Source organism: Streptomyces sp. NPDC050211 (genome assembly GCF_040656035.1).
GTDB lineage: Bacteria > Actinomycetota > Actinomycetes > Streptomycetales > Streptomycetaceae > Streptomyces.
Map to the genome: position 1 here is coordinate 1 of NZ_JBFALC010000113.1, position 16,528 is coordinate 16,528.

At 69.4% G+C, this 16,528-nt stretch carries 16 protein-coding genes; 8 read left to right on the plus strand and 8 right to left on the minus strand.

The window, feature by feature from the left end; genetic code table 11:
* Window positions 1-350: 350 nt before the first annotated feature.
* A complete protein-coding gene (locus AB0I98_RS47535; RefSeq protein ID WP_362952392.1) occupies window positions 351-1,001 on the minus strand; it encodes a DNA-3-methyladenine glycosylase in 651 nt (216 codons plus the stop codon).
* 139 nt (window positions 1,002-1,140) lie between these two features.
* Here AB0I98_RS47535 and AB0I98_RS47540 point away from each other — a divergent pair, with 139 nt between their 5' ends.
* The 3 genes from AB0I98_RS47540 (at window position 1,141) to AB0I98_RS47550 (ending at window position 3,203) form a co-directional block, all read left to right on the plus strand.
* Window positions 1,141-1,926, plus strand: coding sequence for a sporulation protein (locus tag AB0I98_RS47540; protein ID WP_210575530.1), 786 nt, complete (start codon window positions 1,141-1,143; stop codon window positions 1,924-1,926).
* Window positions 1,927-1,967: 41 nt separating this feature from the next.
* Window positions 1,968-2,507, plus strand: a complete 540-nt coding sequence (locus AB0I98_RS47545) for a YbhB/YbcL family Raf kinase inhibitor-like protein (protein WP_362952394.1) — start codon at window positions 1,968-1,970, stop codon at window positions 2,505-2,507.
* Between the two features lie 189 nt (window positions 2,508-2,696).
* The gene (locus AB0I98_RS47550; protein ID WP_210575534.1) at window positions 2,697-3,203 is read left to right on the plus strand and encodes an HNH endonuclease; all 507 of its coding nucleotides are present in this window, start codon (window positions 2,697-2,699) and stop codon (window positions 3,201-3,203) included.
* A gap of 110 nt (window positions 3,204-3,313) precedes the next feature.
* Here AB0I98_RS47550 and AB0I98_RS47555 read toward each other — a convergent pair whose 3' ends face one another.
* The 3 genes from AB0I98_RS47555 to AB0I98_RS47565 all read right to left on the minus strand — a co-directional run bounded on the left by AB0I98_RS47555 (window position 3,314) and on the right by AB0I98_RS47565 (window position 5,729).
* The gene (locus AB0I98_RS47555) at window positions 3,314-4,264 is read right to left on the minus strand and encodes an SPFH domain-containing protein (RefSeq protein ID WP_210575536.1); all 951 of its coding nucleotides are present in this window, start codon (window positions 4,262-4,264) and stop codon (window positions 3,314-3,316) included.
* A 157-nt stretch (window positions 4,265-4,421) separates the two neighbouring features.
* Window positions 4,422-4,853, minus strand: a complete 432-nt coding sequence (locus AB0I98_RS47560) for an NfeD family protein (RefSeq protein ID WP_328367211.1) — start codon at window positions 4,851-4,853, stop codon at window positions 4,422-4,424.
* Between the two features lie 84 nt (window positions 4,854-4,937).
* Window positions 4,938-5,729, minus strand: coding sequence for an ABC transporter ATP-binding protein (locus AB0I98_RS47565; RefSeq protein WP_362952396.1), 792 nt, complete (start codon window positions 5,727-5,729; stop codon window positions 4,938-4,940).
* Between the two features lie 139 nt (window positions 5,730-5,868).
* Here AB0I98_RS47565 and AB0I98_RS47570 point away from each other — a divergent pair, with 139 nt between their 5' ends.
* Window positions 5,869-6,657 carry a hypothetical protein gene (locus AB0I98_RS47570; RefSeq protein WP_362952398.1) on the plus strand — a complete coding sequence of 263 codons (789 nt, stop codon included), beginning with the start codon at window positions 5,869-5,871 and terminating at the stop codon, window positions 6,655-6,657.
* A gap of 90 nt (window positions 6,658-6,747) precedes the next feature.
* Here the strand turns inward: AB0I98_RS47570 and chpE are convergent, their stop codons facing one another.
* From chpE to AB0I98_RS47585, 3 genes are all read right to left on the minus strand, one after another.
* The gene (chpE, locus tag AB0I98_RS47575; protein WP_301978769.1) at window positions 6,748-6,993 is read right to left on the minus strand and encodes a chaplin ChpE; all 246 of its coding nucleotides are present in this window, start codon (window positions 6,991-6,993) and stop codon (window positions 6,748-6,750) included.
* A 156-nt stretch (window positions 6,994-7,149) separates the two neighbouring features.
* A complete protein-coding gene (locus AB0I98_RS47580) occupies window positions 7,150-7,791 on the minus strand; it encodes a response regulator transcription factor (RefSeq protein ID WP_362952400.1) in 642 nt (213 codons plus the stop codon).
* A complete protein-coding gene (locus AB0I98_RS47585; RefSeq protein WP_362952402.1) occupies window positions 7,784-8,929 on the minus strand; it encodes a GAF domain-containing sensor histidine kinase in 1,146 nt (381 codons plus the stop codon). The genes AB0I98_RS47580 and AB0I98_RS47585 overlap by 8 nt, the downstream gene beginning before the upstream one ends.
* A 200-nt stretch (window positions 8,930-9,129) precedes the next feature.
* Between AB0I98_RS47585 and AB0I98_RS47590 the strand changes: the two genes are divergently transcribed.
* The 3 genes from AB0I98_RS47590 to AB0I98_RS47600 all read left to right on the plus strand — a co-directional run bounded on the left by AB0I98_RS47590 (window position 9,130) and on the right by AB0I98_RS47600 (window position 12,027).
* Window positions 9,130-9,825, plus strand: coding sequence for an SDR family oxidoreductase (locus tag AB0I98_RS47590; protein WP_362952404.1), 696 nt, complete (start codon window positions 9,130-9,132; stop codon window positions 9,823-9,825).
* Entirely contained in the window at window positions 9,822-10,949 is a 1,128-nt protein-coding gene (locus AB0I98_RS47595) for an S-adenosylmethionine:tRNA ribosyltransferase-isomerase (protein WP_362952406.1), read from the plus strand. The genes AB0I98_RS47590 and AB0I98_RS47595 overlap by 4 nt, the downstream gene beginning before the upstream one ends.
* 301 nt (window positions 10,950-11,250) lie before the next feature.
* On the plus strand, window positions 11,251-12,027 hold the full coding sequence (locus AB0I98_RS47600) for a transglycosylase SLT domain-containing protein (protein WP_362952408.1): 777 nt from the start codon (window positions 11,251-11,253) through the stop codon (window positions 12,025-12,027).
* 84 nt (window positions 12,028-12,111) lie between these two features.
* Here the strand turns inward: AB0I98_RS47600 and AB0I98_RS47605 are convergent, their stop codons facing one another.
* Window positions 12,112-14,616 (minus strand): FHA domain-containing protein, encoded by a 2,505-nt coding sequence (locus tag AB0I98_RS47605; RefSeq protein WP_362952410.1) that lies wholly within the window; start codon window positions 14,614-14,616, stop codon window positions 12,112-12,114.
* Between the two features lie 241 nt (window positions 14,617-14,857).
* On the opposite strand from AB0I98_RS47605, the gene AB0I98_RS47610 reads away from it, so the two are divergent.
* Window positions 14,858-16,528: streptophobe family protein (locus tag AB0I98_RS47610; RefSeq protein WP_362952412.1), on the plus strand; the 1,671-nt coding region annotated here is incomplete at its 3' end.

A 16,528-nucleotide genomic window follows, 5' to 3' on the forward strand; every position in this document is an offset into this window, starting at 1 on the left:
TGGCACGCTGTTGAGTTCTCAAGGAACGGACGCTTCCTTCGTACTCACCCGAGAAACACTCTCTCGCGGCTTTCCTCCGGGCGCTTCCCTTCGGTCTTGCGTTTCCGACTCTATCAGATCCTTTTGGGGCTGATTCCCGGTCGGCGGGGCCTTTCGACATTCACTACGTTAGCCGATTCCCTGGGAAGCTCATAATCGAGTTCCGTGAGTTCTGAATTCAGGCATGCGGACACACCGAATTCGCCCTCACTGGAGGGAGTCGTAAGTAGTGGGTTGGCCGCTCCGGCTGCTGGCTTTCGCCGTACCCGGTTCAGCGGCTCGGAATACGTTACGCACCTTCCTCGGGCACGTCAACTTGGGCGACGCCTGGGGACGTGAGCCCGGTACGGGCTGACGGTCGGGTCGTCGGCGATCCAGTAGCGCCAGGGATGTACGTCTCCGTTGCCGCCGTCGCCGGCCACGCCGGTCCGTGGACCATTCCGTACCTGGTCAGGGGGGACGGCGGTGCCGGCAAGGATTCTCAGGGGTGTCTCGCCGGAGGCGCATGCGTCCGTGCCGTCGAGGGCTCTGTCCACGTCGAGGGCGGTGGCGAGGCGGGCCGGGCCTTTGGCCAGTTCCTTGTCACTTCGGGCTGATAGTCGACGTTTGCGGGCCAGTTCGGCGCCCTCGACGATCTCGCCGGCGCGGAGCAGGACGGCGCTCGCCTCGCCGTCCGGGCCGCACACCAGGTTCATGCAGTGCCACATGCCGTAGGTGAAGTAGACGTACACAAGGCCGGGCGGACCGAACATCACGTCGTTGCGGGGCGTGCGGCCGCGATAGGCGTGGGAGCCGGGGTCGTTCGGGCCGTCGTACGCCTCGACCTCTGTGAGGCGGAGGGAGATCGGACCGTCCGGGGTCGTACGCACCAGGATGCGGCCGAGGAGGTCGGGGGCGACCTCCAGTACGGGCCGGTCGAAGAAGTCTCTGGGGAGGGGCGTACGGTCGGGGGTCGCGATCATGCCGTCCGAGGGTAGTGCAGGCCGGTGGGTGCGGCGGGGTGGTCAGAAAGCCTTCCCCTTGCCAGGGTGAAGGCGCGGAACCGGCCACGGCCGTAGTGCGTTTGTAGGGATCAAGGGATCCACGCGAGAGGGAAGAGACATGGCGTTCAAGAAGCTGCTCGCGAGTCTGGGGGCCGGCGGGGCTTCGGTCGAGACGGTTCTGACCGAGGTCAACGTCGTTCCGGGCGGTGTCGTCCAGGGTGAGGTGCGGATCCAGGGTGGGTCCGTCGATCAGGAGATCCAGGGGGTGTCGGTCGGGCTGCAGGCCAAGGTCGAGGTCGAGGGGCACGACGACCAGGAGTACAAGCAGAACATCGAGTTCACGAAGCAGCCGCTCGGCGGGGCCTTCCAGCTGCAGGCCAATGCCGTCCACGCGGTGCCGTTCGGGCTGGAGATCCCGTGGGAGACCCCGATCACCATGATCGACGGTCAGGCGCTGCGCGGGATGAACATCGGGGTGACCACCGAGCTGGCGATCGCGCGCGCGGTGGACTCCGGTGACCTGGACCCGATCAACGTGCACCCGCTGCCGGCGCAGAAGGCGCTGCTCGACGCGTTCATCCAGCTGGGCTTCCGCTTCAAGAGCGCCGACATGGAGCGCGGTCACATCCGGGGTACGCGTCAGAAGCTGCCGTTCTACCAGGAGATCGAATTCCTGCCACCGCAGCAGTACCGGGGGCTGAACCAGGTCGAGTTGAGCTTCGTCGCGGATGCGAACGCGATGGACGTCATCCTGGAAATGGACAAGAAGCCGGGGCTGTTCAGCGAGGGCAGTGACACCTTCCGGTCCTTCCAGGTGGGCCTGCACGACTTCCAGGGCACCGACTGGGTGGCGTACCTCAACCAGTGGCTGTCCGAGGTCGGCAGCAAGCGCAACTGGTTCTAGGCTCGGGACCACTGAGTAGGAACCGATCAGGAGGTACCGAGGTGACCGAGCTCAAGCGGCGGCCGCTCCCCCATGACTTCCATCCGCCCGTGCCGTCGTTCACGGTCACGAGCGAGCACGTCGAGGAAGGTGCGACGCTCAAGGACGCTCAGGTCTACGCGGCCGGCAACACGTCGCCGCAGCTGCGGTGGGAGGGCTTCCCGCCAGAGACCAAGAGCTTCGCCGTCACGTGTTACGACCCGGACGCCCCTACGGGCAGCGGGTTTTGGCACTGGGTCCTCTTCGACATCCCGGTCTCGGTGACCGAGCTGCCGGAGGGCGCGGGCAGCGGCAAGTTCGAGGGGCTGCCCGAGGGTGCCGTACAGGCGCGCAACGACTACGGCACGAAGGACTTCGGCGGGGCCGCGCCGCCTCCCGGAGACGGGCCGCACCGCTATGTGTTCACGGTGTACGCCGTGGACCAGGAGAAGCTGGGGCCGGATTCGGACGCCAGCCCGGCCTTCGTGGGCTTCAATCTGCGGTTCCACACGCTGGCGCGCGCCCAGCTCATCGGTGAGTACGAGGTGCCCGCCGAAGCCTGACGTTCATTGAACGTTTGCCCGTCCCTGGTCTTGGAAGTGATCAGGGGCGGGCATTTTTGTTGCCGGGGGACGCGGGGGTCACCCCCCGTGGGAGCAGCAGATATTGCGTTGTCCATCTCGGCGTGCCCGGCCAGAGTTGATCCCAGCCCGCCACGCGGTGGGCGGGTGCGACACGGGAGGTGGGCTGGTATGCGGGACACGTTGGTACTCAACGCGAGCTTTGAGCCGCTGTCGACGGTGACGTTGAACCGAGCCGTCGTTCTGGTGCTGCAGGACAAGGCCGTCGTCGAGCAGGCCCACCCCGAACTGCGTATGCGCGGAGCCGCTGTCGATATACCGGCGCCCCGGGTGATCAGGTTGTGCAGGTATGTGCGGGTGCCGTTCCGAAGACAAGCTCCGTGGTCGCGGCGGGGTGTTCTGGTGCGGGACCGGCACAGGTGCGCGTACTGCGGTCGTCGGGCGACGACCGTGGACCATGTTGTGCCGCGGTCGCAGGGTGGGCAGGACACGTGGCTGAATACGGTCGCCTCGTGTGCGGAGGACAATCACCGGAAGGCGAATCGGACGCCGGCGGAGGCGGGGATGCCGTTGCTTCGGGAGCCGTTTGAGCCGACGCCGGCGGATGCGATGTTGTTGGCTCTTGGTCAGGATGACTTTGCTGCGCTGCCGGATTGGCTCGCCCAGCCGGCTGCCTAAACGCTCCGCTGGAAGTGCGGCGCTATGCCGTCGGTCACCTGCGGCACCGTCGTGGCTGGTCGCGCAGTTCCCCGCGCCCCTTAGGGGGCGCGGGGGTGACCGTCGGTTTCTTAGTCGAGCGTCGGCTTCTCTCGGCGTTCCGTGCCCTGGCCCCCTGTGGCGCCTCCGTTGCCTGAACCGCCGCCCATTGGGCCGAAGTTGCCCATGGCGCCGCTCAGGCCCTTGAGGGCGTCGCCGATTTCGCTGGGGACGATCCAGAGCTTGTTGGCGTCGCCCTCGGCGATCTTGGGGAGCATCTGGAGGTACTGGTAGGCGAGGAGCTTCTGGTCCGCGTCGCCGGCGTGGATGGATTCGAAGACCGTGCGGATCGCCTGGGCCTCGCCCTCGGCGCGCAGGGCGGCTGCCTTGGCCTCACCTTCGGCGCGCAGGATCTGGGACTGCTTCTCACCCTCGGCGCGGAGGATCTCGGACTGCCGGACACCTTCGGCCTGGAGGATCGCGGCGCGCTTGTCACGGTCGGCGCGCATCTGCTTCTCCATCGAGTCCTGGATGGAGGTCGGGGGCTCGATGGCCTTGAGTTCCACGCGGTTGACGCGGATGCCCCACTTGCCCGTGGCCTCGTCGAGGACGCCGCGCAGGGCCGCGTTGATCTCCTCGCGGGAGGTCAGGGTCCGTTCGAGGTCCATGCCGCCGATGATGTTGCGGAGCGTGGTGACGGTGAGCTGCTCGATCGCCTGGATGTAGCTGGCGACTTCGTAGGTGGCGGCCCGGGCGTCGGTCACCTGGTAATAGATGACGGTGTCGATGTTGACGACCAGGTTGTCCTGGGTGATCACCGGCTGCGGCGGGAACGGTACGACCTGTTCACGCAGGTCGATGCGGTTGCGGATGGTGTCGATGAACGGGACGACGATGTTGAGGCCCGCGTTCAGCGTCCGCGTGTAGCGGCCGAAGCGCTCGACGATGGCCGCGCTGGCCTGTGGGATGACTTGGATCGTCTTGATCAGGGCGATGAAGACCAACACCACCAGAATGATCAGGACGATGATGACCGGTTCCATCGTTGTTTCCCCGTACCCTTCTCCGCCTCGGCGCCTTCGGGAGATCTTATGCCTGTTGAAGATCTTGTTGTTGAAGATCTTGCTGGTCGAGTGTGACAGACCGTCGCGTAACTCGTGGCTTCTTCGGTTCAGTTGCGGGATACGCCGATTGACGAGGTCACATGACGATCGCCGTGGCACCCTCGATGTCCACGACATCGACTTCCTGGCCCACTTCGTAGGCGCGGCCGGTGTCGAGGGATCGTGCCGACCAGACCTCCCCGGCGAGTTTGATCCGGCCGCCCGAGCCGTCGACGCGCTCCAGCACGACGGCCTGTTTGCCCTTCAACGCCTCTACGCCTGTGGCAAGTTGGGGTCGCTGCGCTCGATGTCGGGCCGCGATGGGCCGTACGACGGCGATGAGTGCGGTCGATACGACGGCGAAGACCACGACTTGGATGACGGCGTCACCGCCGAAGGCGCCTGCGGCCACCGCCGCCGCGATCGCGCCCACCGCGAGCATGCCGAGTTCGGGCATCGTGGTGATCACAAGCCCGACACCGAGCACTGCCGCGCCGATCAGCCACCACACCCACGGGTCGATTTCCACAAGGTCATGGTAGGACCGGGGATCGCGCGCGGACAGGGCGCAGAGCAGGTCGGCACACGCTTCTTACCTTGTGGGTCCGGGAGTTCAGGACAGCGGGAGGCCCTGTGCGGTCCAGCGCTCGCCGACCTGCTCGACGACGAGGGGCAGTCCGAAGCAGAGGGAGAGGTTGCGGGAGGTGAGTTCGAGTTCCAGGGGGCCGGCGGCGAGGACCTTGCCCTGGCGGATCATCAGGACGTGGGTGAAGCCGGGGGCGATCTCCTCGACGTGGTGGGTGACCATGAGCATCGAGGGGGCGATCGGGTCGCGGGCGAGGCGGCCGAGGCGGCGTACGAGGTCCTCGCGGCCGCCGAGGTCGAGGCCGGCGGCGGGCTCGTCGAGGAGGAGCAGTTCGGGGTCGGTCATCAGGGCGCGGGCGATGAGGGTGCGCTTGCGCTCGCCCTCGGAGAGCGTGCCGAACTTGCGCTCCAGGAAGTCGCTCATGCCGAGGCGGTCGAGGAAGGCGCGGGCGCGCTGTTCGTCGATGTCCTCGTAGTCCTCGTGCCAGCCGGCGGTCATGCCGTAGGCGGCGGTCAGCACGGTCTGCAGGACGGTCTGGCGCTTGGGGAGCTTGTCGGCCATGGCGATGCCGGCCATGCCGATGCGCGGGCGCAGCTCGAAGACGTCGACCTTCCCGAGGGTGTCGCCGAGGATGGTGGCGGTGCCGCTGCTGGGGAAGAGGTAGCTGGACGCGACATTGAGGAGGGTGGTCTTGCCGGCGCCGTTGGGGCCGAGGATGACCCAGCGCTCGCCCTCCTTCACCGACCAGGACACCTGGTCCACGAGAGCCCGGCCCTCCCGGACCACGGATACGTCCTGAAGCTCCAGAACATCGCTCATGAGCGCGTTGTCTCCCCTTGCAGTGTGACCGGTCTCGGCGTCTCGGCTTCTCGCGTGCGCCGTTAGGCGCAGCCCTCAACGAAATCTACGCCACCGGCCGCCCGCTCCATTCCATCGGTCCGGTCCTTAGGGTGGACGCATGCTTTCGGAACCGCGTTCAGGACGCCTTGCCGCTTGGGGAAATGCCCTTTTGGCCGGACTTGTCTCTCCGGATGACGCCGTTCTCGCCATCGTCGGCGAGGACGCCGTGCATCGGGTGGAGGGGCTGCCGGGCGAGGCCGCGCCGGTCGGACTCACGCTCGCGCTGGGGAGGCTGCGGGCGCTCGGGGTGAGCGGGCTGCGGGTCGCGCTGCCGCAGCCCGGGCATCCGCTGGGGCTGAGCGGACCGCCGGAGTTCAACGCCCGGGCGCTGGAGGCCGAGGAGGCGGTGATCTGTCACGGCGCCGCCTTCGGGTTGGTGCCCGAGGTGTACGAGGCCGGGCCCGACGGCGATGTGCATGTCGAGGTCGTATGGCACTGCCTGGCGGTCCGGGAGGCGCCGCCCGCGGATGTGCCGTCGCTGGGTGAGGCCGAGCGCGAGCTGGCGGAGGCGTTGCGGGACGCGACGGAGGTGCTCTCGCGGCTGGATGTCGCCGGGTCCGGGCCGGTGGCCGAGGCGGCGATCGACGCGTATCGGGCACGGGCCGAGCGGGGGCGTGAGGTGCTGGCGCCGGGGTATCCGCCGCGGGCAGTGCGGGTGTTGGAGCTGGCGCAGCGTGTGGGGGTGCTGATCTCGGTGGCGTACGAGAACGGGCACGGGGGTGCGGTGAGCGCGGGCGAGATGGCGGCTCGGGGGGCTGCGCTGCGGCCGGTGGAGCGGACGGCGCGGCGGGCGCAGGTGGCGGCGTACAACGCGGTGGTGGAGGAGCGGGAGCGAGGGGCGCGGTAAGGGGCTGCGCTGCGGCGGGCGGGACGCTGACCGGCCTCCCGGGGGTGGGTGCCCGGGAGGCCGGAGGTCACTGCTGCTCCGCGAGGGAGGTCAGCGGTTGATGCCCGTGTTGCCGAAGGCGGGGTTCAGCACACCGACGACGTTCACGCTGTTGCCGACCGCGTTCACGGGGATGTGCACCGGGGCCTGGACGACATTGCCCGAGACGATGCCCGGCGAACCCACGGCCTTGCCGTTGGCCACAGCGCCGTCGGTGGCGGAGGCCATACCGGCACCCGCGGCGACCAGCCCGCCGGCCACCATCGTCACGGCCGCTACCTTCTTCAGGTTCTTCACTTCTAAGCCCTCCTTGCGATCGCCGCGGCAGTCGCCGCAGCACGCACTGGAGAACGGCGGAGATCCACGGAGGATGCGCCATCTGGGGGACATTCCCACGACGGTATGAATCTCAGCCCGGAGTGGAACCCTCCGTATTGCCGCTCGGAACGGCCCTTATCCGGCCACACCATGGCGTACCGCCCACAGTGCGGCCTGGGTTCGGTCCGCCAGGTCGAGCTTCATCAGGATGTTCGACACATGGGTCTTCACCGTCTTCTCGGAGAGGACCAGGGCGCGGGCGATCTCCCGGTTGGAGCGGCCGTCGGCTATCAGGCTCAGCACTTCGCGCTCCCGTTCCGTGAGCGAACCGGCTCTGCCCTGGCCCGAGTTGGCCTCCTCCTGGGACAGCAGGGCGCCCGCGACCTCGGGCTGGAGCAGGATGTGGCCGGCGTGCACGGAGCGGATGGCGCCGGCGAGGGCGTCGGGGTCGATGTCCTTGTAGACATAACCGGCGGCACCGGCGCGCAGGGCCGGGACCACCGTGCGCTGTTCGGTGAAGCTGGTGACGATGAGCACGCGCGCGGGGTTGTTCAGTTCGCGGAGTCTGCGCAGCGCGTCGACGCCGTCCATGCCCGGCATCTTGACGTCCATGAGAACGACATCGGGCTGCAACTCCTCGGTGCGCGCGACTCCTTCGGCGCCGTCCGCGGCCTCGCCCACGACCTCGATGTCGTCCTGCACTTCGAGGAAGGTGCGCAGGCCACGGCGGACCACCTGGTGGTCGTCGACGAGCAGCACCCTGATTGCGTCAGCCACCGGGGACCTCCATCTCGATCGTGGTGCCCTTGCCGGGCGCCGATTCCACCGTCAGGCTGCCGCCGACCCCGCTCGCCCGGTCCCGCATGGAGACCAGGCCGAGATGGCGGCCCGCGCGGCGTATCGACTGCGGGTCGAAGCCGTTGCCGTCGTCGGTGACGCGCAGGACGGCTCCGCTGCCGCACCGGTCCAGGGTCACGTCGACATGCTGGCCGCCCGAGTGCCGCAGCGCGTTGTGCAGGGCCTCCTGGGCGACGCGGAGCACGGCCTCCTCCTGGGCGGCGGGCAGGGCCCGTGCCCCGCGCCCGGCGAAGGTCACGCGCGCGGCGTGGGCGCGGTCGAGGACCTGGATCTGGGTGCGCAAGGTATTGACGAGCCCGTCCTCGTCGAGGGCGGCGGGGCGCAACTCGACGACGGCGGCGCGCAGTTCGTCGGCCGCCTCGGCGGCGAGCAGGGTCACCTGGTGCAGCTCGCCCTTGGCGCGGGACGGGTCGCGGTCGACGAGGGCGGCGGCGGCCTGGGCCGTCAGGCGCAGGGAGAAGAGCTTCTGGCTGACCGCGTCATGCAGTTCGTGGGCGAGGCGGGAACGCTCCTCGGCAATGGTCAGCTCGCGGCTGCGCTCGTAGAGACGGGCGTTGGTGAGGGCGATCGCCGCGTGTTGGGCGAGGATTCCCAGGAGTTCCTCGTCCTCCTGCGTGAAGCCGCAACTTCCTTCCGGCTTGGGACAGTTCTTGTTCGCCAGGAACAGTGCGCCGATGACCTCGTCGCCGTCGCGGATCGGCAGGCCCAGGAAGTCGACCAGGTCGGGGTGTGCCGACGGCCAGCCTTCGAAGCGGGGGTCGTTGCGGACGTCGGCGAGGCGCTCGACCTTGGCCTCCTGGAGCATCGAGGCGAGGATTCCGTGCTGTCGCGGCAGCGGGCCGATGGCCTTCCACTGCTGGTCGCTGACGCCGTCGACCACGAACTGGGCGAAGCCTCCGTGGTCGTCCGGGACGCCCAGGGCGGCGTACTGCGCGTCGAGCAGCTCGCGGGCCGAGGCGACGATCGTCTTGAGGACGTCGCGCACCTCGAGGTGCCTGCTCATGGCCAGCAGCGCGGAGCTCACCGCGGCGAGGCCGGATCGGGGGCCTTGACTCATGTCCTCACGGTACCGGCGGGGTCGGACAACGCGGATCGGACCGTGGGCGCCCACCGCCTAGGGCTGTGGGCCTAGGCCGCAGGTCCCCGGAGGCACGGCTTAGGGCGAAAGGACCCACTGCTTTGCGGCCCCCGTCCGAGGCGGCGACCGCGGGCCCGTTCCTACGTTGAGGGCGAGCCGATCACAAGGAGACGTGTGTCATGCCGGTAGCGATCATCACAGGTGCGTCGAAGGGGCTGGGGCGGGCGCTCGCCGAAGCACTGGCCGCGCGGAGCTGGGATCTGGTGCTGGACGCCAGAACGGCGAAGGTGCTGGACGAGACGTCGGCGGCCGTGTCCGCGTACGGCACGCGCGTGACAGCGCTGCCGGGCGATGTCACGGACGCCGCGCACCGGGCCCGGCTGGTCGCGGCGGCCTGGCAGCTCGGCGGGGTCGATCTGGTGGTGAGCAACGCGAGCGCGCTGGGCGCCGAGCCGCTCGTACGGCTGGACGCGCTGCCCCTGGAGGGGCTGCGGCGGGCGCTGGAGGTGAACGTGGTGGCCGCGCTGGGCCTGGTCCAGGAGGCTCTGCCGCTGCTGCGGGCGTCGGGGGCGGGCGCGGTGATCACGGTCAGCTCGGACGCCGCATCCGAGGCGTACGAGACCTGGGGCGGCTACGGGGCCTCGAAGGCGGCCCTGGACCACCTCGCGGCGGTGCTCGGCGCCGAGGAGCCCGGGCTGCGGGTGTGGGCGGTGGATCCCGGCGACATGGCCACGGACCTGTACGCGGCGGCCGTACCGGACGACGACGATCCGCGGCCGGCGCCGGAGAGTGTGGTGCCCGCCTTCCTACGGCTGCTGGACGAGCGTCCGGCCAGTGGCCGGTACAGCGCGCCCTCCCTGGTGGAGGGGCGATGACGCTGGCGGTGCAGGTTCCGGAGGAGCTGTCCGCGCGCGTGCCGGTCGAGCAGCGGGGGCCGGGGCTCGACCGGGATTCCGTACGGCTGCTGGTGTCGCGTGGCAGTGCTATGTCACATCACACCTTCACGGAGCTGCCGCGGCTACTGCGGGCGGGAGACCTGCTCATCGTCAATACGTCACCGACGCTCGCCGCCGCCGTGGACGGGCGGATCGGGCACGCGCGCGTGGTCGTGCACTTCTCCACCCTCGGGGACGACGGGCGGTGGGCGGTCGAGCTGCGGGAGCCGGACGGGAAAGGCACCACCCGCGCGCGTGTGGGAGGCCCTGCGGGGACAGAGGTGCGGTTGCCCGGGGGTGTGCGGCTGGTCCTGGAGGAGGCGCTGAGCGAGCGGCTGTGGTGGGCGCGGGTGGCCGGAGCGGAGGTGCTCGGCATGCTCCGGGAGCACGGGCGGCCGATTCGCTACTCGTACACGGAGAGGGACCAGCCCTTGTCCGTGTACCAGACGGTCTTCGCCCTCCCCACCGCCGACGGCCTGGGCAGCGCGGAGATGCCCAGTGCCGCCCGGCCCTTCACGGCCCGGCTGGTGGCGGAGCTGGTGAGCCGCGGGGTGCAGTTCGCTCCGGTGACGCTGCACACCGGGGTGGCCTCGGCCGAGGTGCACGAGCCGCCGTATCCGGAGCGGTTCGCGGTGCCGGAGGCGTCGGCGCGACTGATCAATGCGGTGGCGGCCGATCAAGTAGGGCGCGAAGCGCTTCCTTGGAAGGGTGGTGGTGGGAGACGGGCGGGCGGTCGGGTGATCGCGGTCGGTACGACGGCCGTGCGGGCGGTGGAGTCGGCAGCCGGACCCGACGGGGTCGTACGCGCGCGTGCGGGATGGACGGACCTCGTCGTCACCCCGGAGCGCGGGGTGCGGGTGGTGGACGGGCTGCTGACCGGGCTGCATGAGCCGCAGGCCTCGCATCTGCTGATGCTGGAGGCGATCGCGGGGCGCGCGGCGGTCGACCGGGGGTATGAGGAGGCGCTGCGCGAGCGCTACCTGTGGCACGAGTTCGGGGACGTGCATCTCGTCCTGCCGGCGGAGAGCGCTCACACAGAGCATTGCTCCAGCAACAGTTGGTGAGACTGTTGCGCGGCCGATGTGAGGCCGCACATAGGGCGCAGATCACGTACTAAGGGCAATAGGAGATAAAGGCGCCCTGTATGAGCGGGACAGACGCTCCGGTCTGTCCCGTTTTGCCCTTCCCTGATCCACTATCGGGGATCGTACGTCACACCTTTGCATGGCAATTTTGCGGCCGCTAACAATGGCTCCCGTCGCTCAGCGCCGCGGGTATCGCCCCGCGGCGTTTGTGCCGGAAGCACCCGTGTCCCCCTGCCGGACAGCGAGCGACCTCCGCGCTATTCGAAGAGGTCCATCTGCCATGCCCAAGAACACCAAGAACCCTGGTCACAGTCGCGCTCTCAAGCGCACCCACAAGATCGCCATCGCCGGTGTCGCCACGCTCGGCGCCGCAGCGGTCGCGATCTCCGCGGTGCCGAGCAACGCGCAGTCGACCACGGCCGAGGCTGCCCCCGCGGGCAAGGTGGCGTACAGCTCCGAGAAGATCAAGGATGTCAAGGCCGGCGTCACCGACCAGCTCGCCGGCGCCAGCCTGAAGGCCGAGCAGATCGCCGCCAAGAAGCACGCCGCCGCCGCGGCCGAGGCGAAGAAGGCCGCCGCGGCCCATGCCAAGCACAAGGCCGCCGTGGCCCACGCCAAGCACGAGGCTGCCGTTGCCGCCGCGAAGAAGAGGGCCGAGGCCGCGCGCAAGGCGAAGGAGGCCGCCAGCCGGTCCGCCAAGCGCGCCGCGGTCAAGCCCGTCGCCGCGAAGTCGTACGCCAACAACCTCAACGGCTGGATCAACCACGCCCTCGACATCATGGGCGACAAGGGCATCCCCGGTAGCTACAACGGTCTGTACCGCAACATCATGCGGGAGTCCTCGGGCAACCCGAACGCCATCAACAACTGGGACATCAACGCCATCAACGGTGTCCCCTCGATCGGTCTGCTGCAGGTCATCAAGCCGACCTTCGACGCCTACCACGTCCCCGGCACGGCCAAGAGCCAGTACGACCCGGTCGCCAACATCGTCGCCGCCGCCAACTACGCGGCCGACAAGTACGGCTCGATCGACAACGTCAACAGCGCGTACTGAGGTCGGCGCGGACCTCAGCCTCGCCTAACGCCGAAGCGCGGCGCCCCTGCCGGGGTGCCGCGCTTCGGCGTCGTACGAGAGCGGTTACTTCCGCATGACCTCCGGCTCGTGGCGGCGCAGGAAGCGTGCGACGAAGAAGCCGCAGATCACGCCGATGGCGATCAGGGCGGCCATGTCCATGCCCCAGACGGCGACCGTGTTCTCCCACAGCGGGTCGTTGCTCTCGCCCTTGGCGGGCGGGCTGATCCGGTTGAAGTCGAGCGTGGCGCCCGCGGCGGCGACCGCCCAGCGCGACGGCATCAGGTACGAGAGCTCGTTGACGCCGACCGAGCCGGCCAGGGGGAACAGACAGCCGGTGAAGACGACCTGGACGATCGCGAACATGACCAGCAGCGGCATGGTCTTCTCGGCGGTCTTCACCAGGGCCGAGATGATCAGGCCGAACATCATCGCGGTGAAGCCCAGCGCCATGATCGGAATGCACAGCTCCAGCAGCGTCTGGCTGCCGAGGATCAGGCCCTCGTCGGGAATGGTCCGGCTGGAGAAGCCGATGACGCCGACCATCAGGCCTTGCAACACCGTGATGCAGCCGAGCACGAACACCTTGGACATCAGGTACGCGGACCGGGACAGGCCGGTCGCGCGCTCCCGCTCGTAGATGACCCGTTCCTTGATCAGTTCACGGACGGAGTTGGCGGCGCCGGCGAAGCAGGCGCCGACCGCGAGGATCAGCAGGACGGTGAGGGCCGTGCCGTTCGCGACGGGCTGGCCGGTGTTCGGGTTGATCTCCGTGTTGACCAGGAGGTCCTTGCCCTGGTCGATGAGCAGGCTCACCGAGCCGAGGACGAGCGGCAGGATCACCGTCAGGGCCAGGAAGCCCTTGTCCGAGGCGATGACGGAGACATAGCGGCGCACCAGCGTGGTGAACTGGGACATCCAGCCCTGCGGCTTCGGCGGCCGCATCGCCTGCATCGGCGGCATCTGTACGGACTGTGCCGCGATCGCGTCGATGTCCGCGGCGTACATCTGGTAGTGCTGCGAGCCCTTCCAGCGTCCGGCCCAGTCGTAGTCGCGGTAGTTCTCGAAGGCGGAGAAGACGTCGGCCCACGTGTCGTAGCCGAAGAAGTTCAGCGCCTCCTCGGGCGGGCCGAAGTAGGCGACCGCGCCGCCCGGCGCCATCACCAGGAGCTTGTCGCAGATCGCCAGCTCGGCCACGGAGTGCGTGACGACGAGGACCGTACGGCCGTCGTCGGCGAGGCCGCGCAGGAGCTGCATGACGTCGCGGTCCATGCCCGGGTCGAGACCGGAGGTGGGCTCGTCGAGGAAGATCAGCGACGGCTTGGTGAGCAGCTCCAGGGCCACTGAGACGCGCTTGCGCTGGCCGCCGGAGAGGGAGGTGACCTTCTTCTCCTTGTGGACGTCCAGCTTCAGCTCGCGCAGCACCTCGTCTATGCGCTGATCGCGCTCGCGCGCGGTGGTGTCGGCCGGGAAGCGGAGCTTGGCCGCGTACTTGAGGGCCTTCTTGACGGTCAGCTCCTTGTGCAGGATGTCGTCCTGCGGGACCAGACCGATGCGCTGACGCAGCTCGGCGAACTGCTTGTACAGGTTCCGGTTGTCGTAGAGGACGTCGCCCTCGTTGGCGGGCCGGTAGCCGGTGAGCGCCTTGAGCAGCGTCGACTTGCCGGAGCCGGACGGTCCGATGACCGCGATCAGCGACTTCTCCGGTACGCCGAAGGAGACGTCCTTGAGGATCTGCTTCCCGCCGTCGACGGTGACCGTCAAGTGGCGTGCGGAGAAGGAGACTTCACCGGTGTCGACGAACTCCTCGAGGCGGTCGCCGACGATCCGGAACGTCGAGTGGCCGACGCCCACGATGTCGGCGGGGCCCAACATCTGCGAGCCGCCCTTGGCGATCGGCTGGCCGTTGACGTACGTGCCGTTGTGCGAGCCCAGGTCGCGGATCTCCATGCGGCCGTCGGGCATCGAGTGGAACTCGGCGTGGTTGCGCGAGACCTGAAGGTCGGAGACGACCAGGTCGTTCTCCAGGGCACGGCCGATGCGCATGACGCGGCCGATCGAGAACTGGTGGAACGTGGTCGGGCTGCGGTCGCCGTAGACCGGCGGCGCCCCCGCGCCACCACCGGGGCCCTGCTGCTGCGGGATGTGCGGGGCGGCCTGCTGCGGCTGCTGCCAGCCCTGCTGTTGCGGAACCTGCTGCGGCGGCGCCTGCTGTGCCCAGCCGGGGCTCGCGCTCTGCGCGGCGTACGGCTGCTGCTGGGGCTGCGCGACAGCGGCCGCGGTGCCGGACGCGTTCAGGCACGGGCCGTCGGTCGCGTTGCCCAGGTGTACGGCCGAGCCGGGGCCGATCTCCATCTGGTGGATCCGCTGGCCCTGCACGAACGTGCCGTTGGTGCTGCCGTGGTCCTCGATGACCCAACTGCGGCCCCCCCAGCTGATCGTGGCGTGACGCCAGGACACCCTGGCGTCGTCGAGCACGATGTCCCCCTGCGGATCACGTCCGAGGGTGTATGGCCTGGACGGGTCGAGCGTCCAGGTCCGTCCATTCAATTCCAGTACGAGTTCCGGCACTCCATGCCCCACTGAGTAGTCCCCCGAGTTACCCCCATCACAGGGAGTCTAGGGATGTCGAACATCGTCGGGAACTATTTCAGGCTCCGCCCCCTGACTGAAAGCCGGGCCTTGTGAGGACCACGCACACACGCTTCGACTGGTTCCGTTGACGGGGTTGAAACCGGCCCGGAGAGTGGTAATCCCACGCGAGGGGGACACACGCGGCGGCAGCGCCGCGCTGCGGATCGGGGGGTCTGCCATGAGCTCTGGCACCAGCGTCGAGACCGTTCACCGAGTCAGGAGCGTGCCCTGGGGCGACGTCCTGCTGTCCGCGATCGCCGCCGTCAGCTGGGCGTTGATAGGCATGGCGGGTACAGCCGCGCTCGGCCTGCATCTGCTGGAGGCGGACTCGACGGCCTCGCTCGGACCGATGACCGCGGCGGTGGTGGCGCTCGGTGCGGGTGGTTCGGTCACGCCGTCGGGCGATGTGTCCGCATTCGGGCTGACCGGCGCGGAGGCGAACACCGCCATCGAGATCACGCCATTGGGCGTGAGCCTGGTCGGTGCGCTGCTGCTGTCATGGTTCTTCCTACGGTCCTTGCGCACGGCCGGAGTTGTGATCTCCCGGTCCGAACTCCTCGCGCGCGCGGGCGCGGTGGTCGCCCTCTTCGTGGCGACGCTGGGCGGGCTGGCCTGGGCGGGGCACGACGTGATCACGATCGACGGAGGCGCGCTCGGCCTCGACGACCTGCCCGGCGGTGGCGGGGACGGCGGCATAGAGATTCCCGGCGTCGGTGACATCGGGGACATCGGCGGGCTGCTGCCCGATCAGGTCGGCGACCTCATCGACGCCGAGGCGGCGGTCGGCTTCACCGTCGAGACGGTGCCGACGCTGCTCGGCGGCTTGTTCTGGTCGGCGGCGGTTCTGCTGATCGCCCTGCTGGCCTCCCGCCGCACCCCCCTGCCGCACGGCTGGGAGATCGTCCACCGAGTGGTACGACCGGCCGTGTCCGCCCTCGTCACGGTGCTGCTGGTGGCGGTCGCGGCGGGGCTCGCGGCGGCCGCGTACGCGGCGATCGGCGACGACAACCCCAAGCGGATCGCCGGCGCGGCCCTGCTCGGCGCCCCGAACGGCGTCTGGCTCGGCATCCCCATCGGCCTCTTCGTCCCGTGGGACGGCCGCGCGTCCGGCCCCCTGGCCGCCCTTCTGCCGGATCCCTTGGACGATCTGCTGAGCTCCGAGGTCGACCAGTCCGTCTCCCTGAGCCGGCTGGCCGAGCTGGACGGGCGTGTGTGGCTGCTCGGAGTCGCCGCCGCGATGATGATGCTGCTGGCGGGGGTGCTGCATGCGGTGCGGACGCCTGTGGTGGGGGGTGCGGGGGGCGTACGGGATCCAGGGGTCGTACGGGATCCAGTGGCTGTACGAGATCCAGGCGCCCTCGGTTTCGCCGGGCGGTGTGCGCTGCGGCTCGGGATCGTGACCGCGCTGGCGTTGCCGCTGCTCGCGTGGCTCACGGAGGTGTCGGTGGATGCCTCGCTGTCGGTGCTGGGCGTGGACGCGTTCGGGGCCGGGATCGAGTTGCACGGGCATCTCGGCATGGCGTTGCTGCTGGGGGCCGCCTGGGGTGCGGGGGCGGGCGCCGCCGGGGCGCTGCTGGCGCGGGCGACCGGAGCGGCAGGGCGGGCGGCGTCGCCGCTGGCACGCGGTGACCTGGGGGCGGGAGCCGCGGGGGTGACGGCCGAGGGCGGGACGTTTCCGCAGCATGCGGGGCGGTCGGGGCCGTACGTGCCCGGTACGCCGTATCGGCCGCCGAACCCGGCCACCAACCCGTATCTGCGGGTGCCGGACGAGTTGAGGGAGCCGGAGGATGCGCGGCCGGAGCCGGAACGGGGAGAGGCACGGGCGCCCGGGCCGGACCAGGGAGCGGCG